The sequence below is a fragment of the Paranoxybacillus vitaminiphilus genome, from assembly GCF_003259935.1.
GTDB classification, from domain to species: domain Bacteria; phylum Bacillota; class Bacilli; order Bacillales; family Anoxybacillaceae; genus Paranoxybacillus; species Paranoxybacillus vitaminiphilus.
This window is the reverse complement of record NZ_QLMH01000005.1, coordinates 129,889-154,454: the sequence shown is the minus strand read 5'-3', so window position 1 is coordinate 154,454 and position 24,566 is coordinate 129,889. Positions and strand designations below refer to the sequence as shown.

32 protein-coding genes and 1 pseudogene are annotated in these 24,566 nt (G+C 40.6%); 4 read left to right on the top strand and 29 right to left on the bottom strand.

Annotation, left to right across the window (positions count from 1 at the left end):
* Positions 1 to 85 precede the first annotated feature (85 nt).
* The 9 genes from B0I26_RS08345 to B0I26_RS08305 form a co-directional block, all read right to left on the bottom strand.
* Positions 86 to 547 (bottom strand): hypothetical protein, encoded by a 462-nt coding sequence (locus tag B0I26_RS08345; RefSeq protein ID WP_111644985.1) that lies wholly within the window; start codon positions 545 to 547, stop codon positions 86 to 88.
* Positions 548 to 707: 160 nt separating this feature from the next.
* Positions 708 to 1,256 (bottom strand): ribosome hibernation-promoting factor, HPF/YfiA family, encoded by a 549-nt coding sequence (gene hpf, locus B0I26_RS08340; RefSeq protein WP_111644984.1) that lies wholly within the window; start codon positions 1,254 to 1,256, stop codon positions 708 to 710.
* Positions 1,257 to 1,670: 414 nt separating this feature from the next.
* Positions 1,671 to 2,057, bottom strand: coding sequence for a hypothetical protein (locus tag B0I26_RS08335; RefSeq protein WP_111644983.1), 387 nt, complete (start codon positions 2,055 to 2,057; stop codon positions 1,671 to 1,673).
* Positions 2,058 to 2,069: 12 nt separating this feature from the next.
* Complete coding sequence (locus B0I26_RS08330; RefSeq protein ID WP_111644982.1) at positions 2,070 to 2,420, bottom strand: flagellar protein FliT; 351 nt, start codon at positions 2,418 to 2,420, stop codon at positions 2,070 to 2,072.
* Positions 2,420 to 2,821: a flagellar export chaperone FliS gene (fliS, locus tag B0I26_RS08325; protein ID WP_111644981.1), complete on the bottom strand. Its 402-nt coding sequence runs from the start codon at positions 2,819 to 2,821 to the stop codon at positions 2,420 to 2,422. Before fliS (B0I26_RS08325) ends, B0I26_RS08330 begins: the two co-directional genes overlap by 1 nt.
* A 23-nt stretch (positions 2,822 to 2,844) precedes the next feature.
* Positions 2,845 to 4,950 (bottom strand): flagellar filament capping protein FliD, encoded by a 2,106-nt coding sequence (gene fliD, locus B0I26_RS08320; RefSeq protein ID WP_181502813.1) that lies wholly within the window; start codon positions 4,948 to 4,950, stop codon positions 2,845 to 2,847.
* 24 nt (positions 4,951 to 4,974) lie between these two features.
* Positions 4,975 to 5,334: a flagellar protein FlaG gene (gene flaG, locus B0I26_RS08315; RefSeq protein ID WP_111644980.1), complete on the bottom strand. Its 360-nt coding sequence runs from the start codon at positions 5,332 to 5,334 to the stop codon at positions 4,975 to 4,977.
* A 225-nt stretch (positions 5,335 to 5,559) separates the two neighbouring features.
* Entirely contained in the window at positions 5,560 to 5,946 is a 387-nt protein-coding gene (locus B0I26_RS08310) for a pepsin/retropepsin-like aspartic protease family protein (RefSeq protein WP_111644979.1), read from the bottom strand.
* Complete coding sequence (locus tag B0I26_RS08305) at positions 5,943 to 6,203, bottom strand: hypothetical protein (RefSeq protein ID WP_111645040.1); 261 nt, start codon at positions 6,201 to 6,203, stop codon at positions 5,943 to 5,945. The genes B0I26_RS08310 and B0I26_RS08305 overlap by 4 nt, the downstream gene beginning before the upstream one ends.
* Before the next feature lie 393 nt (positions 6,204 to 6,596).
* Here B0I26_RS08305 and B0I26_RS08300 point away from each other — a divergent pair, with 393 nt between their 5' ends.
* From B0I26_RS08300 to B0I26_RS18250, 3 genes are read left to right on the top strand one after another with little or no spacing between them, the layout of a single operon-like run.
* The gene (locus tag B0I26_RS08300; protein WP_111644978.1) at positions 6,597 to 7,136 is read left to right on the top strand and encodes a hypothetical protein; all 540 of its coding nucleotides are present in this window, start codon (positions 6,597 to 6,599) and stop codon (positions 7,134 to 7,136) included.
* Positions 7,133 to 7,666 carry a hypothetical protein gene (locus B0I26_RS08295; RefSeq protein WP_111644977.1) on the top strand — a complete coding sequence of 178 codons (534 nt, stop codon included), beginning with the start codon at positions 7,133 to 7,135 and terminating at the stop codon, positions 7,664 to 7,666. The genes B0I26_RS08300 and B0I26_RS08295 overlap by 4 nt, the downstream gene beginning before the upstream one ends.
* A gap of 53 nt (positions 7,667 to 7,719) precedes the next feature.
* A complete protein-coding gene (locus tag B0I26_RS18250) occupies positions 7,720 to 7,866 on the top strand; it encodes a hypothetical protein (RefSeq protein WP_160299084.1) in 147 nt (48 codons plus the stop codon).
* Between the two features lie 201 nt (positions 7,867 to 8,067).
* On the opposite strand, the gene darG is transcribed toward B0I26_RS18250, so the two are convergent.
* The 4 genes from darG to B0I26_RS08280 all read right to left on the bottom strand — a co-directional run bounded on the left by darG (position 8,068) and on the right by B0I26_RS08280 (position 10,131).
* Positions 8,068 to 9,111 carry a type II toxin-antitoxin system antitoxin DNA ADP-ribosyl glycohydrolase DarG gene (darG, locus tag B0I26_RS08290; protein ID WP_245934741.1) on the bottom strand — a complete coding sequence of 348 codons (1,044 nt, stop codon included), beginning with the start codon at positions 9,109 to 9,111 and terminating at the stop codon, positions 8,068 to 8,070.
* Positions 9,112 to 9,116: 5 nt separating this feature from the next.
* Positions 9,117 to 9,521 carry a type II toxin-antitoxin system toxin DNA ADP-ribosyl transferase DarT gene (gene darT, locus B0I26_RS18825; protein WP_281268692.1) on the bottom strand — a complete coding sequence of 135 codons (405 nt, stop codon included), beginning with the start codon at positions 9,519 to 9,521 and terminating at the stop codon, positions 9,117 to 9,119.
* Positions 9,505 to 9,750 (bottom strand): DarT ssDNA thymidine ADP-ribosyltransferase family protein, encoded by a 246-nt coding sequence (locus tag B0I26_RS18820; RefSeq protein WP_281268691.1) that lies wholly within the window; start codon positions 9,748 to 9,750, stop codon positions 9,505 to 9,507. The genes darT and B0I26_RS18820 overlap by 17 nt, the downstream gene beginning before the upstream one ends.
* A 159-nt stretch (positions 9,751 to 9,909) precedes the next feature.
* Positions 9,910 to 10,131 carry a hypothetical protein gene (locus tag B0I26_RS08280; RefSeq protein ID WP_111644975.1) on the bottom strand — a complete coding sequence of 74 codons (222 nt, stop codon included), beginning with the start codon at positions 10,129 to 10,131 and terminating at the stop codon, positions 9,910 to 9,912.
* 364 nt (positions 10,132 to 10,495) lie between these two features.
* Here B0I26_RS08280 and B0I26_RS08275 point away from each other — a divergent pair, with 364 nt between their 5' ends.
* Positions 10,496 to 11,302: a DNA endonuclease gene (locus B0I26_RS08275; RefSeq protein WP_245934736.1), complete on the top strand. Its 807-nt coding sequence runs from the start codon at positions 10,496 to 10,498 to the stop codon at positions 11,300 to 11,302.
* A gap of 448 nt (positions 11,303 to 11,750) precedes the next feature.
* Here B0I26_RS08275 and B0I26_RS18560 read toward each other — a convergent pair.
* The 16 genes and pseudogenes from B0I26_RS18560 to B0I26_RS18245 form a co-directional block, all read right to left on the bottom strand.
* Positions 11,751 to 11,867: pseudogene (locus B0I26_RS18560) on the bottom strand (flagellin); the annotation flags it as partial.
* 342 nt (positions 11,868 to 12,209) lie between these two features.
* Positions 12,210 to 13,217, bottom strand: coding sequence for a flagellin N-terminal helical domain-containing protein (locus tag B0I26_RS08265; RefSeq protein ID WP_111644973.1), 1,008 nt, complete (start codon positions 13,215 to 13,217; stop codon positions 12,210 to 12,212).
* Between the two features lie 161 nt (positions 13,218 to 13,378).
* On the bottom strand, positions 13,379 to 13,564 hold the full coding sequence (locus tag B0I26_RS08260; protein WP_111644972.1) for a hypothetical protein: 186 nt from the start codon (positions 13,562 to 13,564) through the stop codon (positions 13,379 to 13,381).
* A gap of 2 nt (positions 13,565 to 13,566) precedes the next feature.
* The gene (gene csrA, locus B0I26_RS08255; protein ID WP_111644971.1) at positions 13,567 to 13,809 is read right to left on the bottom strand and encodes a carbon storage regulator CsrA; all 243 of its coding nucleotides are present in this window, start codon (positions 13,807 to 13,809) and stop codon (positions 13,567 to 13,569) included.
* A gap of 14 nt (positions 13,810 to 13,823) precedes the next feature.
* Entirely contained in the window at positions 13,824 to 14,261 is a 438-nt protein-coding gene (gene fliW / locus B0I26_RS08250; RefSeq protein WP_111644970.1) for a flagellar assembly protein FliW, read from the bottom strand.
* Between the two features lie 25 nt (positions 14,262 to 14,286).
* Complete coding sequence (locus tag B0I26_RS08245) at positions 14,287 to 14,841, bottom strand: DUF6470 family protein (RefSeq protein ID WP_111644969.1); 555 nt, start codon at positions 14,839 to 14,841, stop codon at positions 14,287 to 14,289.
* Between the two features lie 73 nt (positions 14,842 to 14,914).
* Positions 14,915 to 15,799 carry a flagellar hook-associated protein FlgL gene (gene flgL / locus B0I26_RS08240; protein ID WP_111644968.1) on the bottom strand — a complete coding sequence of 295 codons (885 nt, stop codon included), beginning with the start codon at positions 15,797 to 15,799 and terminating at the stop codon, positions 14,915 to 14,917.
* Between the two features lie 10 nt (positions 15,800 to 15,809).
* Positions 15,810 to 17,684: a flagellar hook-associated protein FlgK gene (gene flgK / locus B0I26_RS08235; protein WP_111644967.1), complete on the bottom strand. Its 1,875-nt coding sequence runs from the start codon at positions 17,682 to 17,684 to the stop codon at positions 15,810 to 15,812.
* Between the two features lie 17 nt (positions 17,685 to 17,701).
* A complete protein-coding gene (locus B0I26_RS08230) occupies positions 17,702 to 18,181 on the bottom strand; it encodes a flagellar protein FlgN (protein ID WP_111644966.1) in 480 nt (159 codons plus the stop codon).
* A gap of 53 nt (positions 18,182 to 18,234) precedes the next feature.
* Positions 18,235 to 18,498 (bottom strand): flagellar biosynthesis anti-sigma factor FlgM, encoded by a 264-nt coding sequence (gene flgM / locus B0I26_RS08225; protein WP_111644965.1) that lies wholly within the window; start codon positions 18,496 to 18,498, stop codon positions 18,235 to 18,237.
* Positions 18,499 to 18,579: 81 nt separating this feature from the next.
* Positions 18,580 to 18,990: a TIGR03826 family flagellar region protein gene (locus B0I26_RS08220; protein WP_111644964.1), complete on the bottom strand. Its 411-nt coding sequence runs from the start codon at positions 18,988 to 18,990 to the stop codon at positions 18,580 to 18,582.
* Positions 18,991 to 19,004: 14 nt separating this feature from the next.
* The gene (locus B0I26_RS08215; protein ID WP_111644963.1) at positions 19,005 to 19,442 is read right to left on the bottom strand and encodes a YaaR family protein; all 438 of its coding nucleotides are present in this window, start codon (positions 19,440 to 19,442) and stop codon (positions 19,005 to 19,007) included.
* 79 nt (positions 19,443 to 19,521) lie between these two features.
* The gene (locus B0I26_RS08210) at positions 19,522 to 21,339 is read right to left on the bottom strand and encodes a flagellin N-terminal helical domain-containing protein (protein ID WP_111644962.1); all 1,818 of its coding nucleotides are present in this window, start codon (positions 21,337 to 21,339) and stop codon (positions 19,522 to 19,524) included.
* Between the two features lie 27 nt (positions 21,340 to 21,366).
* Positions 21,367 to 21,792 (bottom strand): flagellar export chaperone FliS, encoded by a 426-nt coding sequence (fliS, locus tag B0I26_RS08205; protein WP_111644961.1) that lies wholly within the window; start codon positions 21,790 to 21,792, stop codon positions 21,367 to 21,369.
* Positions 21,793 to 21,847: 55 nt separating this feature from the next.
* Positions 21,848 to 22,144: an EscU/YscU/HrcU family type III secretion system export apparatus switch protein gene (locus B0I26_RS08200; protein WP_111644960.1), complete on the bottom strand. Its 297-nt coding sequence runs from the start codon at positions 22,142 to 22,144 to the stop codon at positions 21,848 to 21,850.
* Positions 22,141 to 24,252 carry a hypothetical protein gene (locus B0I26_RS18245; RefSeq protein WP_458295087.1) on the bottom strand — a complete coding sequence of 704 codons (2,112 nt, stop codon included), beginning with the start codon at positions 24,250 to 24,252 and terminating at the stop codon, positions 22,141 to 22,143. Before B0I26_RS18245 ends, B0I26_RS08200 begins: the two co-directional genes overlap by 4 nt.
* Positions 24,253 to 24,566: the final 314 nt, after the last annotated feature.

Here is a 24,566-nt window from a genome sequence, read left to right as displayed (position 1 = left end):
ACACTTACCGGCAAGTGTGACAACTTAGACGGGTGATGCTTGATAAAAATAAAAAAGCCAGCTTTTCGCTGGAGTGATCGATTGTTTATATTCTGCTGTTTACACGTTCAAGTTCGGCCTCAATTTTAAATACGCGCTTATTGAGCGCATGCATTTCAAAATCTCTTTCTTCAAGTCTTTTGTCGATGTTTTCTAAAAGCGCATAAATATCTTTAGGCTGGCTGTCTTCCAAACGAAAAACGGCTTCTTTTACTTCTTGAAGTTCGCTTTCTAAACGGTCTTGTCTCATTTCTAAACTTGCCATACGCTGTTCCAGACCGTCCATACGCTGTTCCAGACCATCCATACGTTGTTCCAGACCATCCATACGCTGTTCCAGACCATCCATACGCTGTTCCAGACCGTCCATACGTTGCTCTAAACCATCCATACGTTGTTCCAGACCGTCCATACGCTGTTCTAAACGGTCCAGCCGCCCCTCAATGCGCTCCAATCTTTTGTCGACATGGTCCAGTTTGAACAATATTTGTTTTAACAGTTCTTCCATTTTTCTCACCCATAAAAAATTATATCATAAGAGGCTGTCTCAAAGCCAAGGATCAGACCTCACAACACAATATATAGGACATCATGTTGGATAAATAAGCTATATATTGTGAAACACACGTGAGGTCAGCCCCTTATAAGACAGCCTCCTTGCCGGCAAATTAGTTCGCTTCGATTAAGCCGTATTTTCCATCTTTCCGTTTATAGACAATGTTTGTCCGGTTTGTTTCAGCATTCGTGAATATGAAAAAGTTATGACCAAGCATGTTCATTTGCAAAATCGCTTCTTCGCTGTCCATCGGCTTCAAGCTGAAATGCTTTGTGCGCACAACTTCAAATTCCTCTTCTTCCTGCTCTTCCACAGCGGCGGAAGCTCCAACCGGCGCAAATAAATGCTTTGCTTCTTTATCGCGCCATTTGCGGTTTACTTTTGTTTTATGCTTGCGAATTTGCCGCTCCAACTTATCGCTCACTAAGTCAATCGCTGCATACATATCATCATGACGTTCCTCTGCGCGCAACACTAACTGCGGCATTGGAATCGTTACTTCGATTTTCGCTTGTTTATCATTATATACTTTCATGCTCACATGAACTTGTACACCATCAGTATTCTCAAAATGTCTTTCCAACTTGCCAATCTTTTTCTCCACATATTCCCGTAATGCTGGAGTTACTTCAATGTTTTCACCGCGAATGTTGTATCTCATCGTGAACTCCTCCTTTAATTAAGGCTATGTTTTCATAATTCTACAAATCCCTACAAAATCCTTCTTAAAAATGGCAAAAAATCTATGAACATTTTGTGAAATAAAATCATTTTCCCTATGTATAATCTGTATTTTATATATGGACATGTCTCTTAATTAGCTTATATTATGGTTCCGTATATTTTTTCAATGGTATTTGGCTGATGGGCAGGTGAACTTCCAACTGTCTTAAATACGGATAGCCGCAAGCGAATTTCTAAAACTTACCATTACCACCCATTATCCGCGTTATAAAAAACGTTATGGAGAGCTCATATGAAATCGACTTTAAGAAAGACATTAATTTAACAATTGTGAAGGCGTTTTAGAAAACAATAGAAAACCAGATTCCAAGAAGCGGAACCTGGCTTTTGATTATTGTTCAATATATTTCTTTAACGATTGCTGAATCGACAGCTTCCATGCTTGGAAGGCCGGGGAAAGATGATTTTGCACGACTTGCTGTTTGAAGTTTTGATCATCTAATTTTCCGTCAAGCTTATACGCTTCTTCTAAAACCCCCGAAAAAAGCTGGAGATGACGAACGATTTCTTCATCTTCGGCAAGTATCTTGCTTAAATGAACGTTCGTTTGGCTAATGCGTCCAAAAGCAGTGAAAATATCAGCAAGCACCACATCTCCTTGCGTCCGTTCATAGTTTGTAAAGCTTTCCTCGATATACTCAAATCCTTCCTCAATCGTATCAAGCAACGCTGCGTACTTTTGCACCATCTCAAATTGTGCATTTGTTAATTCAACCATTTATATCACAACCTATCTTTTTTTATCGTAAAACATGCCGTCAAGCGAAAGCGGCTGATACGGATTCATATAATTTCGATTGGCGATTTTTTTCTGCTTAATGCTCTTTAAATCGAATTGAATTTGCCGTTTGAGCTCCTGGATCTTTTCATAAATCTCTTCATTTAGGGAAACGATTTGCATTCCCAGCTCCTGCTCTTCTTCGCTATACGGCGGCTGCAGCTTTTGAATGAGCAAATCGCGTTCATCAAGCAGCCGCTGCAAGGCTTCAATTGTTTCATCGCGCTGTTCTTTACCGGCAGGTTGATGTAAAAGTTCGTACAGCTCTTTTGTTACATGAAACAACTCAGCGACAACACTCACTATACTTGCCCACCTTGCGCATATTGCTGCTGGCGATTCAGCTGAATCACCTGCTTCCACGTATCGCGGAATTCTGTTACATATTCTTCGACTTCATCTAAAATCGCTGCATCCGCCTTAATATTTGCCTCGACAAGACGACGGTAAATGTAATCGTACATCACCATCATATGTTTTGCCACTTCATATTCCATTTTAAGAGTCACCATTAGTTCCTGAATAATTTTTTGCGCTTTTAACAGATTCGTGTTTCTCTCTTCAACATTTTTTTCTTCAATCGCCTTACGGGCGAGATTAATAAACTTTAAGCAGCCGTTGTATAACATGAGCGTTAACTCGCCGGGCGACGCTGTTTGTACTGAATTTGCCTGATAAGACTGATACGGATTGTTGGTTGCCATTCGTTAAAACACTCCTTTAGGAATTATTGCATACCTCCGCCAAACGCGTTCATGAGGTACATGGCTTGAGAGTTATATTGGTTAATTGCCTGCTCCATCGCTGTAAATTGACGCCAGTAGCGGTCTTCGATTTCAACGAGACGGTCTTCGAAAGCATCAATACGCTTCTCAATATCAAGCAAATTTTTCCCAATCGTAAATTGTGCATTCGTCCATGTTTCTTTGCCGGCACGTTCATAAATGTTTTCCATGACACTATTAATCGTATCATATAATCGATGCATAATCCCTTTTTCCGAATCCGTCGTACCGGAACTTATAAATAATTGTTCAACCGCTTGAGGATCCTCTTCAATGGCCGCTTTTAACTTTGCTTCATCAATAATAAGTTTGCCGCCGTCTAAATAGTTTGATGATGTTGTAATGCCAATGCTGGCGAGCTGTTTATATTTCGGATTAATCGAGCTGTTAGTGACAGGATCATAAAAGTTCAGCCGCATTTGCGATAATCCGCTTGAAAGAATCGGGTCTCTCCTTAATAAGCCGCTTTTAGCCTTTTCTTCCCAAAGTTCAATTTGTTTCTCCGACATTGCTTCTTTTTGCTCATCAGTCAGCGGCAGATAATCACGGTAGCGTTCCTCAGAAATTTTCTTTTGAATTTTTTCAATCGTTTCATTGTATTTATCAATGAAATTTTTAATATTTTGAAACACAGATTCCGTATCATTTTTAATTGATATAGAAACGCTAGGATCGGTTACATCAAACGTATCCTTTAACGTAAACGTTACCCCAGACATAGTAAAAGTGTTAGAAGTGCGCTCAGTAGCTAGTCCATTAATCGTAAACTTCGCATTTTGTCCACCTTTTTCAGCTGCATTACCAAAATTCAAAACATTGTTCAAAAAGCCGCCTAATGTTGTAATTTCATCATCGGCAGCATTTGGACCGGTTGGTGTTGTAAAGCCATCATCTCCAGGTCCTTTTCCATGGAAGTTGCCTGTTTCATTTCGCGTTAACGTAACCTTATCGGAGAACGAATCATAAAACATCGTTACGCCTGCTTTTGAACTGTTCACCCGATTAATGACTGTATTTAATGATTCGTTTCCTTGTACACCGAATTTTTCAGTTACTGCTTGTCCACTGCTGTCATAAGTTGTAATGCCAAACGTAAAATAGTTTTGTTTATAAGTGGCTTTAATCACTGTTCCAGCAGCAATTTCATTATCCATTGTAATTTTTCCGGTAGCTAAATCGATTGTTCCCACTTTATTACCTGAACCATCACGAATTTCAGTACCTACGTTAGAATAAATTGTTCCTCCGATATCTAATTGAATAGTTCCATCATCGCCAACAATGGATCCTTTTTGTAACTGAATTTCTTTTGTGGCTGCAGAAAGAGTTTTATCATTATCTTTACGAACATCAGTGTAATAATCAATACTTATGGTACTGCCAGCCTTAATCGTATCTTTAAACGTTAAATTTCCAGAGGTGTCGATTCTCACTTGTCCGGTACTTAGTGCTACATTTGGATCTGTTACAACGGTATAAGCTTTCCCGTCTACTTTGACAACAATATCATCGTCAATGTTATCTAAATTGGCATCACTGAATTGGACATTTACTCCGGCTTTCAGACCTAAAGAAAAATTTGTTCCATCCGCTGCCACTGAAATCGTTTGGCTTTCTACACTTCCTTTTTTCCAGTTAAAAGTACTATCTGCAAAATTATCCTTAATTTCGTACAGTCCTTTGGAAGGATCTATTTTCGTTCCACTAGAAACCGTCGCGGTACTTACTTTAGTAGCTGCTGCTGCCAGCTGTTTTACTTCTGTAATTGTATAGGAAGCTGTACTTGCCGCACTTGTCGCTGTGGCTGTTACTTTTGCTTCATTAGAGGAAGTTGCTGTTCTGGCACGGTATTTTGATGATAGTTTCATATTAAATACTTCGTTTCTTAAAGCAAGAAGAAGAGAGTTCATCTCCCGATAATCATCGCGCTGCCATTCAAGGATTTGCTTTCTTTGGTACAGTTTATCCAACGGCATCCGCTCTGCTTTCATTAAATCTTTTACAAGCTGATCAATATCCATTCCGCTCGCCAAACCGCCAATACGCATCGTGCTCACCGAAACTCACCATCCTTAAATTTTTTTATCAACAATTAATCCGACAAACTGCATCATCGTCGCGTACATATCCAAAAGCTTTTTCGGAGGAATTTCGCGAATGACCTCTCTCGTCCGTTCGTCAATAATTTGTACGTAATATTCCTTTAGTTGATCATGAAGTTCAAATTTTAATGATGTTTGGCTAGGCTGCAGGAATTCGTTCAAGCCTTTCACGACTTCTTCCAGTTTTTCTTTCGGAACTTCTTGCTCCGGCGTTTCTGAAACGCTGGCATGATTTTGTTGCTTTTGCAATTCTATCGCACCATTTTCCTTTTCATTGCGAATGTTTTCATAGAAAGAAGGAGGATGTAAAGAGACCTTTTCCACCGTCATAACGCCCGCTCCTTTACATAAACACTATCTATGTTTTATATCGGATGAAGATGGGAAATTGTGAAGGGGAGGGAAAAATAAATTCAAGGGATTATGATAATCTCATTTCACGTGCACAATGCTTGTCAATTATTGGAGAAGGAATAATAGTAACTTAAAAAGGAATGAAAAACAAGATGGGGAATATAAGTGCAAAACTTTCTTGGCAGAACCCAAACATTGCTTTTATCCATATTTAATAATGAAATTTTTAAAATCAATAATCACTCCCGTTCTCTCCATAAAGTCTACGCCTAAAATTCCGTCAAAACCATATATTTCTTTAGTCATTCCTAATTGCAATAAAAATGATACTAGTTCCTTTCCATCAATTGTGACGTTATTTACTATTTGTTCATAACAAAGTTCGCTGTATCCGCCTACTCCGTACATTCGTTTTGTTCTTCCATTAATAATATCTAACTCTATACCGATTTGCGCGAGTACATCCGTATCAAAAATGGTCGTAGCGCAACCTGTGTCCAATAACACGTCCGTTAAAAGAACCGCTTTTTCACCACGCTTTATTTCAACGGAAACAATAGGCAATCCATTTTCTATTCTTATATTCATACTCTCCCCCGAATCCCTATAAAATATTGTTCTTCCACCTCTATTTGCTCCTTGCTTGTGTGAAAAATATATAATTCCTTCCCCGGGAAAGTTTTGTGTTGCTGCTTATAACCATTCCATGCATCAGACACACTATGGTACCGATCGATCACTACCATTTCCTCAATAATACGTTTGCCATTTTGCGAATAAGCCGAAATGGCCTCCACCAACACAAATTGATTTGGATATTGCTTACGCAACTCTGACCATTTCATTTGTTTGCCTCCATCTCTTTTTATTAACATTTTATCACTAATCACCTTACATATATAAAGCAATATTTTTAAAATTTAAGCGCAGCATGCAGTATGAGTACAATTTAATGCCAACGTCTAACATCATATCGATAGAAACAAACTACACTAAGGGAGCTTGCTTGTCCTCTACTTTTTCAATCGGGACCCTATTCGATATCGAACAAAAATTTTTGACTAATACCCACAGTAATAAGTAAATTTTCATGTCCTTGCTACGATCTGAATACAATGATTACAGAAAATGTTTCGTATATCGTTTGTTTCATCGTTATTTTCTGACTCATCTACCCGTTAGCCGCCAAATAAGATATAATAAAAAATGACAAATATTGTATAAAGGAGAGTTTGTAAATGGGAATGGAGAATTTAGAAGAATTTTTGAAAAGAAAAAAGAAAGACGCCGAGCGGAATAAAATCGATTGGGAACAGAAAAAACAGCAGTGGCTGGCGGAAATTGCAGAGTTCTACAATCAAGTTAAAGCATTCCTTGCCCCCCTTCAAGAAAAAGGACTACTATCTTTAGATTGGGAAGAAGTAAAAAAATATGAAGAATACCTTGGCGAATATGCAACAAACAAACTATATATAAACTTCCCAAATCAAAAAGTAGTAATAGAGCCGATTGGAAAAAATATTATAGGTGCTATGGGAAGAATCGATATGATTGGGAAAAATGGCAATATTAAATTTTTATTAGTAGATAAAGAAGCAGAATCACCGAAAGTTACGGTTCATTTCAACGATGGACTGTCAAAAGGTTTAGAAAAAATCCGCGAAACGAAAAATCCCGAGTATGTTTGGAAAATCGCAACTCCTCCCCCAAACATAAAATTTATTGACTTGAACGAAGATTCCTTTTCTGATGCTTTATTAGAGGTCATTGCCGAGTGAAGAGACGCATCACATTTTCGGGGGAGCATAAAAACCTTGAAGATATCGTAAATTTTTATAATCTATGTAAAAGCGCGCTTTTAAAATACAAAGAAAATATAAAAAAAGGATTAGAAATACCCGAAGAATTTATCGGTTTTACATCAGAGGAATTAGATCAATATTTTAGAAACAAAATCGAAGAGTTGGAAACTCTAATATGTTTAGACCTATTAGCCGCTGTGGAAGCAAAACTGAGAATAGACTATTTAACCAGAGTAAAAAATCGTAAAAAGGATAACCTTAGCAGAATATTCCGATCGATTTACAAAGAAAGAAAGGCCCGTGTTTCTCTCGACGAAGACATTCTCGAAAATTGGAAAGAACAACACCCTCAGGCGAAAAAATATATTAGCGATTATAAAAGCGCGCTGCAATTTCGCCACTGGCTGGCTCATGGACGATATTGGACACCAAAGCTCGGGAGACATTACGACCTTTCAACAGTGTACACAATATGTAAAAACCTAGTGAAAAGCTTGCGTATTTAATATCTTTCCAATAACCCCCCTCTTTCAACCGAAAAAGAGCCTCTTGTAAGATATTGAGTCTGACAAGTGTTAGAGAAGAACGTCCGTTACGGGTTACTGGGAAGCGCAATTTAACGAAACCAACGGAACAAGCGATTTTTCAACTGTTTGCGTATGTACAAGTGGTAGCTGCCGAACGGCGAAATACGAAGGAAGTGTAAGCAGCAACGCGTATGAAGAGAGCTTCGGTTCAGTGAGGACATTTACCTATAAAGAGACGAGCGATGGTGATAAAAGGAGTATACCATCGCTATCAGTGTTGAAATTTTATTATTTTACATTATAATAGATTGAATTTTCTTTATTCCCTCATTGTTAGGGATACGAAAGATGAGGGAGACGTAATCTACAAACATTCTTTATTAATTAAGCATGCCCATTCTTTTTAAATGCTGCCAAGCTTTTTCAACATGCTTTTCTTTAAATATCTTCCGCTTTCGTTCGTTCCAGCTGTGAATCTCTTCAATAATGGAATGAACATCGTCTTTTATATCCGGATTTTCTTTCACAACCCAATGTACGGTTGAAAGCAATTCCAGTCCATATGGAGTTTCAAACCCTTGAATAATATCCCTTACTCTTTTTAAGTGCTTATAGGCTTCGGAATCGCCCATCAAATACTGCTCCGCTTTTTGGACTGCATCTGGTATTAAGTAAATTTCTGCATCTCTGCTGCGATCGCCAAAACCACGAATAAAATGGCCATCTAAGCGCAATAATACATGATTTAAATTGTCTGCATATGGACCATATTTGCTTTTTTCAAATCTTAGTTTAAGGGGTTCCCCAACTGCTTGAAGAAAATACGCTAACTTTTGCACTTCAAGCAAAGATAGCCGATAACCTGGAATGGAGTAATCATTCATTAGCATAAGAAATAATGCTCTAGATCTTGTCATCTTTGGAGGTTCTGTACGTATCTTTATTTGATCGGGTTTAGGGCTTCCTGCAGGCTCGTATAAATGTACTTCCACATCTTGTAGATGTTTAAAAGCTGCTTCAATTTTAGGACGTACTTCAGCCCATTTTAATCCGCCATTTCCACAGCCAAGCGGCGGAATCGCAATTGATTTTATATTAAGTTCCTTAACCACCTTTACTAAATCCACTAACCCTAATTCTATATCTTCCATCCGGGATTTATTTTTCCAATGGCGTTTTGTGGGAAAATTAATAATATATTTTGGGTTCAACAACGATTTATTGGAAACGACATGCATTTTGCCCGGCTGTACTTCCTTGCGGCGGCAAGCCTTTTCATACTCTGAAAACATTTCCGGGTATGCCTGCTTAAATTGCAGAGCGATTCCTTTCCCCATCACGCCGACACAATTGACCGTATTCACTAACGCTTCTGCTTCATCTTCCAAGAGATTGCCTTGTTTTAGGATGATCAATTGTATCACCTCCTTCAGTAATACCAATGTGGGCGGACAGCTATCGGTTTATGGCAGTGACATTGGCACATAATCTCTTCAACTTTTTGCTTCATTTTATCATTTTTAACCCCGATGCCTAAAATCATATCGATAGGAACAAATTGATACACTAAAAACTCCGCTTGCCTTCTTCTTTCCCGATCGGGGTCCTCTTCCGTTTCAAACCAAAATTGAGAGTGCATAACGTTCCAGTCAACTTTATCTAAATCTTTTAAATTATTATAAAAATCAGTAAATTTCATAATGGCATGCCCATCCGTAAACACATAACCTAATCCTCTATGATGGATCACATCTGTCCTAGACACGAGATAAATAATCTCATCTTGTCCTTTTGTGTACCCGTCTACACGGCCTTTGTTAATAGCATATAACATCGGTTGACCTAGGTGCAAAGTAAAAAGGAACATAATCATGTAAGGTGCCATAAGGAGGAAGCGGAATTGATGTGATTGACCTCCTAGCTTGTATACGTGTATGCGCAATATTGACATACGATACACTTTTCACCTTCGCCACGTTATTTGCCACTAATCCAACGTGACAAAGGATCGATGGAAGATTGCTATAGTGGGTGATATGGTAGAGCCATTTTTTATAAATCATCACGTCAAACACCCTACTGTTTAGTTTTATATGTGGAAATAAAGATTTCATAAATGACCGATGGCGTGCATTGCCCGACAGACAAATTATAAAACTAGTAAGCGAAACTGTCTTTATGGGTTTACATTTTTTCTGACAATAAAATCCAGTTCATAATTTTTAAAACATTTCATAATCTTCAACCTGAATTACAGCTCCTATTTCTTTTTGGTATACAAAACCCTCTAACGTACCATTTCTCATTCCTTCAAAAACCAAAGAATGAGATGTTTGCTTAATTAGTTTGGTATTAGAAACTTGATAATTGTCTTCAATATACATTCTGATTTGCTCTATTTTTTCTTCAGTTAATTCATTTCTATTAAATGGATAAATCAACATTTTATATCATCCTTTCATAATAAATTTATCCTTATTGTATATAGTCATCAATCACTTTGTAAAATATTCCTATTTTTAGTTATTGATAAATAGTAATTATCTCCATAGGATATTTTAGAGCAATCTTATTATATTCGGAAATTTTTTAAAAATTTCTCGACTTTCCTTAAAAAATCTATCATTCCGTTACACATAGCTTATATAACGACTAAAACACTACTCCATAAAATTAGTCAAAATGCCATCTAAACCTTTCAAAAACATGTGGGGTACATTATAATAAATATGTAACGAACGTATGTTCTGTAAAGAGGGGAAATACATGCACAATTTCTTATAGTTAACTCCCGTACAACAAAACATCTTGATTGCCAGCATTATTGGAGATGGGGAGATTACAAAACTTTATAAAAATAGTAGAAGAAAAAATCATAGTTATCGGGAACATTTTGGCATCGACCAAGAAGAATATCGAAAATGGAAAATTTCATTTTTTAACGGTCTTTTATATATCACGCATAAAAGCCAATGCGTCCGTTCACCATCACTGCCATTGTTTACAAAGCTATATCCTCATTTTTATCACGATGACGGCTCCAAGCATATACCGCTTTCTTTGCTATCCTATTGTACGCTGCCGCATTTTCTTTCCGTTTTGTATATGGACGATGGCTCGCTTTGCGTTTCTTCCCAAGTAAATCAACGAAAGAAACGTATTTATTTAATTCCTCATATTTATCTCTACTTGCAATGTTACCCGCCCCATGAACTGCAACAATTACAGCACCATATTTTTACTCATTTTGGCATCACGTTTCGCTTAAGCAAACGCCCCGATGGACAAGGCAGTATTTTAAAAACGACATCGGTAAGAGACACGTTCCTCTTCTTTGAAACGATCTCCCCTGTTATTCATGACTGTCCGTCTATGTATTACAAAACAAACTGGAACGAGCGATTCAAAGTAGAGAAACGCAAATGGAAGAGCAAGTTTCCTAATTTCGATATTTTCGTAAGCAGCTCCGAGCGCGTGAAACCGTATTCCACTGAAGAAATACGGCTACTGAAAGAAATGAAGCAAGAAGGAGCTACGATTCAAGAAATCGCCAACGCACTGCAAAGAAGCTATTGGTCCGTTGTGTATAAATGGAGAGAGATAAAAGATAAATAAAGTGTTCATGAAAAAAGAGACCCCAGATAATCTAAGGTCTCTTTCCGTTTGTGTACGATTAACGAAGCAATTGCAATACTCCTTGTGGTTGTTGGTTGGCTTGCCATGCCTCAACGTCTTTCGACCGTTGTGTAGACTATATCTTCACCCTCTAGCTTAATGCTAGTTAGGGGCTGGGCGCTTCGGTTCGGCACTTGCCTCCCCTACGGACTTCATCACCATAGCGTTTCGCCTTAGGTGGTATGTCCTAGTCGTTGAACCTTCTCCACCCTTTCGGGACAGGAGCTTGGCTGCTGATTGCCCATTGTTCCATCTTTCCTTTTTTCAAGCCGTCACGCCTGCCGTTTCCAGCTTCGTTGTGGCAAGGAAAGCTTTAGGACTTCCCAGCAATTCACCCAGTCATCCTCTAGCTCGTTTCCAAGCTAGACGCCCTGCAAATAACCAACTATTAACGCAAGAGTTGTAGAACTCCTTGCGGCTGGTTATTTGCTTGAGCCAACATTGCTTGTGCTGCTTGAGAGAGGATGTTGTTTTTCGTAAACTCCATCATTTCTTTCGCCATCGTGCGAACATCCACTTTCGTGAATGACCAGACTATCTCTTCACCCTCAGCTTTACCTGTTAGGGGCCGGGCACTTCGGATTCACCACGCCTCTCTTCATGGCTTCACCTACGGGTTTCATCGCCATAGCGCTTGCCTTAGGCGGTATACCCTAGTCGTTGAACCTTCTCCAGACTTTCGTCACAGGAGCTTGGCTGCTCGGTTGCCCAATCCTTTGACTTTTCAAGCCATCACGCTTGCCGTTTCCAGCTACGTTGTGGCGTCAAAGGCTCTAAGGGGTTTCCAGCAATTCACCCGGTTATACTCCTAGCCGTTTCCAGCTAGGACGACTCTGCCTGTCGCTGCTTAGGCAGCTAAGGCATAATCTACGTCACGGATACGGGATTCAGCAGCTGTAAGGTTTTCAGAAGCTGTACCTAAATTAGCAATTCTATGCTCCAAACGGTTTTGTTTAGCACCTAAGTTTGAACGTTCTGTAGAAACTTGGTTAAGTGCATTTTCGATTGCAGTAATAGCCTGTTCTGCATTCGCTCTGCTTTGTAAATCTTCACCATTAATACCTAATCCTGCTGCACTCATATCACCAATTGATAGAGTCATAGTTTCGCCCTGGTTCGCTCCTGTTTGGAATTGTCCACCAGTACCAGCTGTTATAACAATAGCTGTACCATTTAAAGAACCGGCAGTATATCCTTCGTTTGTTCTAATTGTAATCCCCCATTTAGAGATATTGATTGTTTGTGCGCCGTCTACTGTGCCTCCACCAGCAATAGTGATAGAGTCACCAGCACCATTTGAAATAGTTAGATCTCCACCAGCACCACCATCTGTAATTGTATAAGTTTCAGCAGGACCATTACCAATTATTTTTGCAACACCAGCAACGGATAGCGCAGTTGTGTTAGCTGGGTCAGTATCAATCTTATTACCAAATGAACCATCTAATAAGTTCATTTTATTAAACTTTGTTTGTGAAGCAATGTCATCAATCTCTGCTTTTAATTCCTGAAATTCTTGATCTAATGCATCACGGTCAACTAAGTCTTGATTAGTATCATTAGCTGCTTGTACTGCTAACTCGCGCATACGTTGAAGAATTGCATGTGTTTCATTTAATGCTCCTTCAGCTGTTTGAATTAAAGAAATAGCATCTTGTGAGTTACGAGCTGCTTGCTCTAATCCACGGATTTGTCCGCGCATTTTTTCAGAAATGGCAAGACCTGCTGCATCATCGCCAGCACGGTTAATACGAAAACCCGAAGATAATTTCTCCATCGATTTTTGACCCATCACAGCATTATTAGTTAATTGACGATACGTATTCAACGCCGCAATGTTGTGGTTAATTCTCATGTTCTTTTCCTCCTTGAATTTTTTTGTTCCACGTCCTTGTGGAAGTTATTTTTTCAATTCGCAGATAGATAGAAAGTCGGCCGCCTTTCGTCTCTATGCTACTCTCACTCTTATTATCGTCATTGGTAGTTTGAAGTTTAATAGTTTCCTGTAAAAAATTTTTATATTTTTATATCGAGAAATTGGGAAAATGGTGAAGGTTGTTGAATTTCTTTAATGATGCGCGCCGGGTTGTCTTTATGCTTGTTAATCATTTCGTTTAGTGCTTGTTCAGCGATCGCCTTATTATCTTCGACGATGCGGGCGATGACACCTGGGATTTGGATGCCGCCGATGCTGACGCTCATGACTATTTCCCCCCTTTCAAGTTTTTCAGCTGCTTGTTAAGTTCGTGTAACGATGTTTTAGAGGCGAGAATCGCTTCATTATTTTCGTTTTGAATTGCAAGATAAATTTCTTTCCGGTGAATTTCAACATGTTTTGGGGCATTGATGCCAAGCTTCACTTGGTCGCCTTGGATGGCGAGAACGGTAATTTCGATGTCATCACCGATTTGAATTGCTTCTTTCAGTTTGCGTGTTAACACAAGCATCGTCCCCGCCTCCTTTACTTCGCTGCGGCTTTTTCCGGGAAGAGCCGATGTTTCGTTTTATATGGTGTATTTGTTAAAATCACTTGTTTGCCGAGCTTTTTTTCATAATTCAGCACAATCGGCGCCTGCAAATTCGCCGTTGTGTCGTCAAACGGGTCAGCCACGGTAAGAATGACATATACGGCGACTTCTTTTTCAGAAGACAGTTGCAGCTGTTCAACGGAATGGTCATCTAACTCAAAATCATAGTCTTTGAAGTAACTGAACGGATCGATCATGACAAAGCCAAGCTCCGCTGTTTTCACCGACTGTAAAATGACAAATGGCGTATCTTCAAGCGGCAGCAGCACAAACTGTTTTTCCTCTAAAAAACCCGGAATGCCGTGTTCAAATTGAATAATGTCTTTCTCGTTTATTTCACATTCACCATGATATTTTGTCAAAATTTTCATCGTTTTTCCCTCATTCCCTATCACTTTACGTAACGACGTCTATGCGTAAAGAGTTATGTTGTGCTATATCGACGCTGACTTTTCCCGGTTTATAGTCGATGATTGGCGGCCGGGCTTTAATGTCAATCACCGGTTTGCTGATTTTCCAGTCGATCATTAATTGCGCCGGTTCATAATGAATTTTGACGCTGAACGGCGATGGCACAAAACCGACATTGAATTCAAGCGGCGGGTCTTCGCCGTTGATTTGCGCCTGAGACGCAAACACATCGCCGCCGTTTTCGATTTTCATTAATTCATCGCCTTGCTGTGAAGCGGTGGCTAAATAGGCAAGCCAGCTTTCATACCCTTCCTGTGCCGCTTCTTCAATGCGGCGGAAAATATGTTTTAAGTCCATATCCGCCCACGCTTGCGATTGGTCTATCGTCAGCCGCCCGGGAGTGACATCCATGACCATCTCCGGCTTTGGCTGCGCGATTGTTACTTCGGCAGGCGGCTGGGTGATTTGCAGTTGGGCGCGAGTGGAAGAAATCGCCAGCTTCGCCAACGTGGCTTCCATGCGAATTTGCGGAAACGGCATGTTCGCAGTCCCCCCTTTAAAAACATCCAGAAAGTTATCGAATTAAAAGAAAAGCCAGCTTCCAAAAGCCGGCTTAACGTAAAAAGTCAAGAAGCGTCGGTTGAATAACGCGGGCGCCGACCGCTAATGCTGCTCGATGCACACTTTCCTGCGCTTTTAAATCGGTAATCACTTTTTCAATGTCCGCATCTTCATTATCGGAAATCATTCGCTTGGCGATGACTTGCTGCTCAGCGAGGCGCTGTTCAATCAGTTCAAGGCGGTTGTAACGCGCGCCAAGCTCAGCCCGTTCCGCTAACGCGCTGTTCAAATGGTCGTCCAAATTTTTCAATAAGCTGTCCAAATCCCCCGATGCCACATCGTTTAATGTATTTTCGATCTGCTGTAATGTATCAAATAGCTCTTGGCTAAACACATTGCGCGGGTTAATATTGGCTTTTAACTTGACACCTTTTGCTACCTCAACTAGAAAATCATCATTGTTGTTTTGTACAATCGGTGCATTAGGCGAATTTTGTTCTGTCACAGGCGCCTGGGCAATGTTCGTGCCGTTAAAAATATATTTTCCCGCTACTTTCGTATTCGCTGCTTGTACTAAGTCTTTTTTCAACTGCTCAATCTCGCGGGCGATCGCCTGCTTGTCCTCCGGAGTCAGCGTGCCGTTTTTCGCTTGCACGACAAGTTCGCGCGCTCTTTGCAACACTTTTGTTGTATGTTCAAGCGCCGCTTCGGAATTTTCCATCCATGTATACACTTCTGATAAATTTCGCTGATATTGCTCAATTTCTGTTAAACTCGAACGGTAATGCATCCCTTTCATCGCCACAACAGGGTCATCAGACGGACGTTGAATTTTTTTCCCTGTTGACAGCTGTTCTTGATATTTATCTAATCGTCCGTAGCTTTGGCTGATATTGCGAAGCGAATTATTCGTTAACATACTTTGCGTAATCCGCACGATTCGTCACCTACCTTCCAACGACTCCCATTCCGTTAATGATTTTATCCAGCATTTCGTCAACGAGTGTTATCATGCGTGCGGAAGCGTTATACGCATGTTGAAATTTAATCATGTTTGTCATTTCTTCATCTAACGATACGGAACTGACCGACATACGGCGCTCATCAACCGCTTGCCGCAATACATCGCTGTTGGTGGATAAACGTTCTGCTTCTTGAGCATTCACCGCCATTTGCCCAATAACACCTTCATAAAAGTTTTGAATCGTTGTTGTGCTGCCGCGGAGTGACATGACACTGTTTTTTACTTCCGCTAAGGCAAGGGCGTTGCTTCCATCACCCAACGCGCCGACATATGGCTGATCTTTGACGAATTCAAATGTCCAGCGATCGCCGAATTTGAGATCAGAAAAATTGCTCTTAAAATCAAGCGGGCCACCAAACAGGCCTTCTAACTGTGTTTCTAAGCTCGCGGCATCGGCAGCCGTTCTCCAACCGCTTGCAGGCTCAATTTGAACAGGTGGATTAACAGTTGTGTTCATGACGCGATAACGGAATGAAGTAGAGGAAGCGTCATATTCCACTTCCAATTGCACGCGGTCGTATGTGCCTGTAAGACCGTTGATTGTGCCGTTAAACGTTCCAGAGACAGTTAACCCGTTATGGGCGTTTGAAGCAGCGATATTATCTAATGAATCAAGAATTGTTTGATTGATTTGTAACGTACTTGCCGCACCTTTTGTAGCGTCAAATGTAAAAAAAGAGTTGACTGGGTCTCCCGCAAGCGTACCGAATTTACTGCCTCGTTTAATTTCAGTAATGCTCCAGCCGCTCTCGTGCACGCGGTTGATTTCTGCTGCGAATTGTTCTGCCATTGCATTTAGATTGAGAAGCATATCTGGATACAACCCTACGATAGTGCTGCCACCGTCCGTTGTATAACCATAGGAATCAATGAGCGAACCAAGTTTGCCGTTTTCCGAAAAAAGAGAAAGCTGGTTAATCGACGCTGTGCCAAGTTTGAAGCCTGTAACCGGTCCTTCTTTTTTCACGTTATCTAAATAAACCGCTTCAAGAGAATGAACCGTGTTGTATGTCGCATCAACAAGCGTACCAATTTTTTGTGTTCCCGTTTTATCCATTAACTCAATTGTAAAGCGCCCTTCTGCGATTTTGAGGGCATTTCCGCCGCTTGAAACAGGAACAACGCGGATATTTACAAGCTGCGATAGTTCATCAAGAAGACGGTCTCGTTCATCGTATAAGTCATTCGGAAGATAGCCGTGCGGTTCAATTTCGCCAATTTGTTTGTTAAGGTTATTTAATTGTTGCGCCAGTGAATTGATTGATTCCACTGTTACTTCCAGCTCGTTTTTCATATCGTTTTGAATCGCCGTCAGCGAGTCGGACAAATAATGGAACGTCTCCGCCACGGCAATACCGCGTTCGCGCACAACGGAACGTGCTCCGGAGTTCGATGGATTTACCGCTAAGTCTTGCAATGACTGCCAAAAGCGATCCAGCGTTTTTGCTAATCCATTCTCTGACGGTTCATTCATAATTTCTTCCATTTTCTTCAAAGCTTCCGCGCGTGTATTCCAATAGCCAAATTTCATATTTTCCCCGCGATATTGCACATCTAAAAATTGTTCACGTACCCGTTGGACGGTACCGCCTTCGACGCCTGTTCCCATTTGTCCAGGAATCATCGGACGATTTTGTGAAGCGAACGGATACGGCGGTGTTTGGACAAAATTGACACGCTGGCGCGAATACCCTGGCGTATTTGCATTCGCAATGTTATGTCCTGTCACATAGAGCGCATTTTGCTGCGTCATCATCCCGCGCCTTGCCGTTTCTAATCCGTGGAAAGTAGAAAGCATTGTCTATATCTCCTCTCTTATGCCTTCGATTCAAACAGCGAACGGTCAGCATGTTCTTCATACGTGCTTGTGCTGCTGTAATTGATCGGTGTTGTTTGCGGTGCGAGCATATCCAGCGTCACATAGACAAACTGCAATGACTGTTCCGTTAACTGCTGGTTCAATTCGTTTGCCTGCTTTAAATTAATAATAAGCTCTGCCAGTTGTTCATATAGTTTTTCCAACTTCGGACGCTCCGCTTCATCGGCAAGCTCAATGCAGCGCGTAATCGTCCGTTCATGTTCCGAATCTTTCAAAAGATGTTCTGTGATTCGCAAGCGCTTGTCTTCGAGCTGTTGAATCGCCAAAACATGCTTTTGTTCATCTTTCATTAAAGCGGTAAGTACATTTATATCATGATTTTTTAATGCTTCCGTTTTTTTTAAAGCCAGCTGATACAGACTTGCATGCAATTTTACTTGTTTTTCTAAAAGAGAAATGAGTTCGGCAAACTTCATCTTTCTTCGCTCCATTTAAATTTCAAAAAATAAATCAGTATAAAAGTACTGATTTATTTTCTGAAATAATAATTTAATATACTTTCAGCGATTGCTTTTTCGTCCATTTGGTACGTACCCGTTTGAATTTGTTGTTTTAATTGTTCGATTTTTTCTTGACGGGCTGCTTCAAATTTGGACGCTTCCTGCAATTCTTTTGCCGCTAGAGAAATTTCGACCTTGTCTTTTTTATTAGGTGCTTTAGCTGCTTGTTCCGTTTTATTAAACTGCCTTTGATATGGATTAACGTTCATCGAGCCAACATGATGAATTCGCAATCTGTCCACCTCTCTTTCTTTGTGCTTATCGTTCGCACAAACCGTCGTCTACTATTTATATCGGCAAAAAACAATTCATGTTTAGTCCTTATCTTGATTGGATACATAATACGTCGGATTGTTTTGTTGGCGTAAACGCTGTTGCTCTTGTTCTAGCTGTTTCAATTGTTTTTGTAAATCCATGTTACACTCCTTACAAATCCTTCCCTCACGAATCATTTTTCCGCATTTTTCGCAAGGGTAGCCAAGATTCGGAAAATGAACAAGCTTTATACGCCCGGCCTTAATCCATTTTACAATCAGTCGTTCGCTTACTCCTGTCTCTTTTACCACTTGCGCCATTGTCGCCGTACGATTTTCCCGCTTACGGAGAAATTGATATACTTTCTCAAATAATTGTTCCTCTTCGCGATAACATTGCTCGCAAACATCACGAAATCGATTTTTGATAAAAAGACGACCGCATCTTGGACAATTGATTAACTCAGCCATCTCCACTTCATCCTTTACGTATAAATGTTAATGATAAGCCCTTGAATTTCGCCGACTAAGCTTAATAAGTCCAGCCCTTTTTGCTCTTTTTGCAAAACCGCATTCGTTAACTCAATTAACTTTTGATCCACTTCTTTGACGATTTTATAAATTCTTGAGCGCCCGCCGCGGCTGAATCCGCGCTGCTGCTCAAGCTGTAAGCCGTTTTTTACGGCATCATCGAGAAATTGTTTGACAAGCTTTTTATATTTTTTTAAATCTTCAACCGTCCGCGATTCAGCGAGTTTTTTCCCTTGTTCTTCAATTTCTTTGACCTGTTGCTGCACGCGTTCCCAGACAATGTCATTTCGCTTTTTTGCCATCAGCTCGGTAAATGACACCGATTCCATCGCCGTTTCTTCTTTACGGCTGACGTTCGCAACATTCGCTTTTGTGACTTTTTGTACTTCCATCGTTATCACCTCTTGTTAAGAATATTATGGCATAACTACAAAAAAAGGGCGAGGTCTGTTCGACCTAACCCTTCATCAATTAGCTTTTGAGCAGCTGCAAAATTCCCTGAGGAAGCTGATTTGCCTGCGCGAGCATCGCTTGAGCCGCTTGGTTTAAAATGTTGTTTTTCGTAAAGTTAGCCATCTCCATCGCCATATCGACATCGCGGATGCGTGACTCAGAAGATGTTAAGTTTTCATGCGCTGTTTTTAAGTTATTAATTGTATGTTCAAGGCGGTTTTGGATGGCCCCTAATTTTCCGCGTTCTTCGGATACTTTGCGGATGGCTTCGTCGATTACAGAAATCGCTGCACGAGCAACTTGAGCAGAAGAGGATACATCGATTCCAGCTTCAGCGTTTACGCCTGCAGTAACGGCAGTAGTTCGGTCCGCTTTTCTGGCTAATCCTAGACTTGCCGCATCCATAACACTTAAGTCAAATGCTAGCGTTTCTGATTCATTCGCTCCAATTTGCATTTCAAGATTTAGTTTTTGGCCTTCTTTGTCCCCAAAATTACGATCAATCAATTGAATTTCTAGACCGTTTGAAAAACCAAATGATCCCCCGTCTTCTGTCCGATTCGTAGAGAGAAGCAACATATTATCTACGACACTGTGGAATGTCAACGCATCAACAGGTCTATTCGTAGTATCCGCTACAGCATCATCAAGAACATCCTTAATTTCATTAAGCACGTCTGTTACACTCTTGCCACTGACGTTAATGGTCGCTGTTCCTTCCGTTCCGCTCCATGAGTACGTATTGCTTGTTGAGTCGCTGAACGTAATTTTTAAATTATCTATTTTTAGTATATCCCCATTCTTTGGAACATCATTAAATGACAGCGTAAAAGATTCAGAAGTCGCCGATGTGCCACTCGCAACAAAAGTACTAACTTCAGTAGTTGAACTAGATGTAGGCAAATATTTTAATTTCGTATTATCAAAAGAAGAAGATACTTGAATTTGATTGGCTTCTTTTGGCGACATGTTTTTCGTCGTTAACAAAGTCAGTTGACCGTTGCTAATCGTTCCATCAGTTGCAGTACCGCTGTCCGAAGCATTAGTAATAGTACTCGCAGAACTAAACGTGCTATCATTTGCAATAATTGTATTTTTTAATGCTGTCATTAAGCTGTTAATGTTGGCAACCGCATCACTATCATCAACCGGAAGTGGATCCCAAGAAGAAACATCTACTCGAATATGGCTTGTATTTGTCACTCCATCCCCTTTCGCATCAATTTGGTATGTTTTTCCGTTAATCGTAAAAATTTGACCATCGATTTGATCATCGGTAAGCATCCCAAATGCTCGTGAAAAATCCAAGACAACTTGCGCTGGAGCAGTCGGTGTCGTTGTTACAATCCCTTCCCACGTTCCGTTACCGACATAACTCATTTTCGAAGAGTTCACTTCGGCAAACGCTTTTCCCTTTGGCGAGCCGCTAAACAAAAGTTTTTGGTTAAACTGGGTTGTATCGGCAATACGGTCGATTTCTTTTGTGAGCTGGTCAATTTCCGCCTGTATCGCTGCACGATCGCTATCTTCAAGTGTATCGTTCGATGCCTGCACCGCCAACTCACGCATGCGTTGTAAAATGCTGTGTACTTCGTTTAACGCCCCTTCCGCCGTTTGGATAAGCGAAATTGCATCTAACGCATTGCGCTCTGCCATTTCAAGGCCGCGGATTTGCGAGCGCATTTTTTCGGAGATGGCAAGACCAGCTGCATCATCCGCTGCACGGTTAATGCGCAACCCTGATGATAATTTTTCTAAGTTTTTAGAGGCGCTTAATTGGTTCGCCGCTAAGTTGCGGTAGGCGTTTAACGCTTGAATATTATGGTTAATTCGCATGTTTCGTCGCTCCTTTATCTCTTAATCTTATTGTTCATAAGTCGTTATAAATTTTTCGTAAGCGGCTGCTTTTTGCATAAACGAATTTTGCGCTGTCTGCGGTTCTTTTTTCAACACTTCGTTCCAAGCCGATGAAATCGTCGTCATTAATTGAAGCACTTCTTTAATGATAGAAATATCTTTCTTTATATTTGCTTCAATGAGACGTTCCGCCATATAGTTATAAAGTGCATCTAATTGATGGGCGATAATGCCGGCGTCATACTTTAAACCGACGCCAAGCCGGCGGAGAATATCATTGGCTTTTTGCAGCCGTTTATTGGCGTCTATATAATTTTTTTGTTCAATCAATGTAATCGCTGCTTCTAAACTTTCAATGAATCCTTCATAAAGCAGTGCCGTCAGCTGCTGTGAGTTTTTTTGATAAACAATTTCTTCTGTGAGGATCTCCAAATTGTACACCCCCATTTGTTCTCTATTTTCTATATCGGCCATTTATCCATGCAGTTTAATAGTTTTTTTCTATTTCTTCTATTAATATTAAAATTTCCGCAATGACAGCGTATAGCTGCGGGGGAATGCTGTCACCTAAATCAAGGTTTAACAAATTTTGCACAAGGAGTGGGTCTTCTTGAATATGAACGTTATTTTTTTTCGCTAATTCAATAATTTTTTGCGCCACATATCCTGTTCCTTGCGCGACGACGGTCGGCGATTTTCCTGTTTCTTCGTCGTAACGAATGACCGCTGCCGTCGGTCCATTGATTTCGTTTCTCTTTTTTTGATTAAAATATTTTTGCATCATATTGTAAAATCGTACCCTTTCTCCGTAAATGTTGCATAAGATGGTGTCTGTGATATCGGTTTCGACTCTTTCATTGCCATATTTTCTTTTGTTAATTTTGTCACGTTAACTCCGGTCACACGATAACCGATTTCTTCTAATCTTTCTTTGGCAACATCCATAAGTGGTTCAATCTTCTCAACAAAATCCGCTTTGTCGTTACGGAACGTTATCGAGAGATTTCTTTCATTTGCATTCAGTAAAATCCCGATATCGCCTAATTTTTTCGTTTCAAGCAAGAAATATAAACTGCAGTTTTCCCAGTCGATTCGTTCACCGTCTTTACGAGAGTTCACATACACTTTTACGCTTTGCACTTCATTTTGCAATAAAAGCGGCAGCGTGAAAAAAAAGCTTTGTGCATTCGCGCCTGCATCAAATTTATTTAACAGCTGTTGCCCCGTAAGATTGTTTAACGCTTGTTCCGCTTGTTGCGCTACTTGCTCATTTCCGCTCTGAGCAAGCTTCAAAAACATCGCCTTCATATTTTGTTGCGGCGCTTCTTCATTATTTCCTTTAAAAACAAGCGATTCGGCAACTTCGTAATCATGAGTTAAACCGAGCCGGCGAATCGTTTCAAACATTTGCCGTGCCGACGGTTCAAACGCAGACGGTTGAACCACTTTATTCATATTCGTTAAAAACTCGTTTGACGAATCAGCAAACTTTAAGCTTTCGTTTGCCACAAAATGTTTCACTTTCACATCAGAAGGTTTAAATTGCATTTTTTCGAGTACATCTTTTACTTCTTTTACGATTTTTTGCGCACCGCTATAGTCGCCCTTATTTAATCGTTTTTTCGCCTCGGCGAGCTGTGAGCTTGCTTTCATTAATTGTTTTTCTGTTGTCATATCGGTAAATAACATCATATCGCTTTTTAAAATGGCGTTGTCTAATTGTTTGATTGCCGTTTCTAAAAGCTGTTTCGCCTGAGGTTGGGCGCTTTGTTTATATTTCTCGATTAATTGCGAAACGCCCTCTAAATTGCGCATGATATCGCGTTTTATGTTTTTAAAGTCAATCGCCGCTTGCGACATTTTTTTCGTAATCGTTTGTACGATGACATCTTTTGTTTGCAATTGTAAGCTTGTTTGCCATTCGGAATCGAAAAGATTGTCTAAGCTAGTTGAGCGATCAGTTTCTTCGTTAACCGCCCGAGGCAATGAAGCTTCGATTTCTGTTAATGTTTTTAACATCGTTTGTCTTGCAGCAAGTTCTCTTCCGTTTTCTTGCAGCTGCAATGCTTTCGTGAAAGAGTCTGTTAGCTTTTGCCAAAGCTCCGGTTCTTTGTTTAATCGCGGCATCGTTTCCGTTTTAATAAAGTCGAACGCTTTTTCTAAGTTTGCTTCACGCTGAAGTGTTTTGATTGCTTTGCGAACGGCATCATATACATGTTGGTTTGATATTTCTTTTTCATTCGTTATCTCTTTCATTTGTTCGCTTTCTAAATTTGTAAGGCTAGTAAGGAGCTGCTCGCGGCCGCTTTTATCAAGTTTTGCCGCTTCAATCATTGCTTTTGTCAGCTGTGCTGCGATGTTTTGATCAGTAAAACGATGAAGCTGCTGGCGTATTTCGCGAATCGCCGCTTCGATCGTCTCCGCTTTGGCGATTGTTTGTTTGACTTGCTGAATCGTTTCAAATAGAGCGGCTTGCGGTTTTTGTTCTTTCGCTGCCGCAGTATTCTCTACCTGTTCAAGTGTGCGAATGAGATGGTTTTTCGCGAATGTTTCCCGGCCAATTTGCTGTAACAGCGAAGCGTCTTTAATGGCTTTTTCTATTTTTTGTTGTATTTCCACAGGCACATTGTCGTTATGAACAAGCTGCGTGCGGACATGCGCCAGCGCTTTCGTCAAATCCGCTTCCTTCATGACCTGACTGCGTACGACTTTTACTAACTCTGCAAGATTCACAGACGGTTGAGTCTTTGCTTCATTTGCGCGCAATGCTTCCTCTGCCTGTGCTAACGCCTGCATTAAACGACCACGAGCCTCGACTTCGCGGCCTTGTTGCTGAAGTTGAACCACTTCACGCAATGCTCGATTCACTTTCTCCGCTACTTCCCGATCCATCTCCGGCGCATCAACGATATTTTGGCGAACGTGTTCTACCGCTTTGGTGAAATTTGGTTCACGCGCTGCTTGTTCACGCACTTGTTTCACTTGATTTGCCGGTTCTTGCATGCGCAGTTCTTCTTCCACTTGCTCCAATGCTTGGACTAAACGTGCCCGGCCCTCGACTTCACGGCCCATTCGCTGGAGTTGAACCACTTCACGCAACGCTCGATCGACTTTCTCCGCTACTTCCCGATCCATTTCCGGTGCATCAACGATATTTTGGCGAACTTGTTCTACCGCTTTGGACAAGTTCGGTTCACGTGTTACCT